Annotated in this window: 1 protein-coding gene; it reads left to right on the top strand. The window is 32.2% G+C overall.

Annotated features, from left to right (window positions below):
• Nucleotides 1-202 precede the first annotated feature (202 nt).
• Entirely contained in the window at nt 203-1,195 is a 993-nt protein-coding gene (locus AST99_RS12870; RefSeq protein WP_057782252.1) for an IS110 family RNA-guided transposase, read from the top strand.
• Nucleotides 1,196-1,235: the final 40 nt, after the last annotated feature.

The raw sequence follows: 1,235 nt of genomic DNA, 5'->3' as shown, positions 1-1,235 counted from the left end.
AACGTGTTTCTTTAGTTTGTATTAATTATATTTAAATAGAAAAAGAGGAGAACTACAACGTGTTTTAGAATTGCAGATCCATGACACGTACGAGTCCTCTCTTTCTATATAGTTGCTAAGAACCATTTGGAATACTAGAAGTATTATCTTCCGTTAAAGGAAGTAGTTAAGGCAACATTTTATTAACTCTAAATGTAAAAATATGGAAAATTATGATGAAGTTGTAGGGATAGATGTTTCTAAAAAGAGTATTGATGCTTATTGTTATCAATCTCAATGCTACAAAGTGTTTTCAAATGAATTGGCAGGTTATAAAAGCCTAATAAATTGGGCTAAAAAGCATGCAAAAGGCGGTTCTGTTTTTTATTGTTTTGAGAATACGGGATATTACTCATTAAAATTAGCTCTTTATTTAACTAGTCAAAAGATAGTTTATGTGGAAGAAAGTCCATTAAAGATTAAGCGTTCTTCTGGTATTGTTAAGGAGAAAACAGACCGATTAGATGCAGAATTAATTGCTCGTTATGGCTGGTTATATAGAGAGGAATTAGAGCCAAGCACAGTAAAGAGTAATTTACAATTAGAATTAGGTAGGTTACTAGCTTTACGTGATCAGATTGTTAGAAATAATGCAGGGCTTAAAGGAACTCTAAAAGAAATGAAAGCACTTTTATCTAGTCCAACCACAGATTTAGGTTGTATCAGTTTAAAACGCAGTATAGACTATTTAAGTAAGCAAGTAGCTAGTATAGAGACACGGATTCTAGAGCTTATATCTCAGGATGAATCCATGAGTAAAAATTATAAATTATTATGTAGTTTAAAAGGCATTGGTTTGGTGTTGGCTTGTCAACTTATTTATCATACGGGTAATTTTACACGTTTTGATAATTGGCGGTCATTTTCAAGTTATTGTGGTACGGCCCCTTATGAATATCGCTCAGGAACAAGTATTCATCGAAGAAAGCAATGTCATTATTTAGGAGACCGAAAAATGAAGAGTTTATTAAGTATGGCCAGTATATCAGCAATACAGCATGATAGTGAATTGCGCTTGTACTACAAACGAAAAATAGCAGAAGGGAAAGAAACCATGATTGCAGTAAATAATGTTAGAAATAAATTAATATCAAGAGCTTTTGCAGTAGTTAAACGAGGAACTCCATATGTAGTTCTTGATCAATATGCAGCTTAAAATAATCGATATTTTGTTAGGATTTGATCTTGGAATACGT

Origin of the sequence: Formosa algae (assembly GCF_001439665.1) — a bacterium.
GTDB lineage: Bacteria > Bacteroidota > Bacteroidia > Flavobacteriales > Flavobacteriaceae > Formosa > Formosa algae.
The sequence above is the reverse complement of the archived record's forward strand: the minus strand, read 5'-3'. Positions and strand labels throughout refer to the sequence as shown.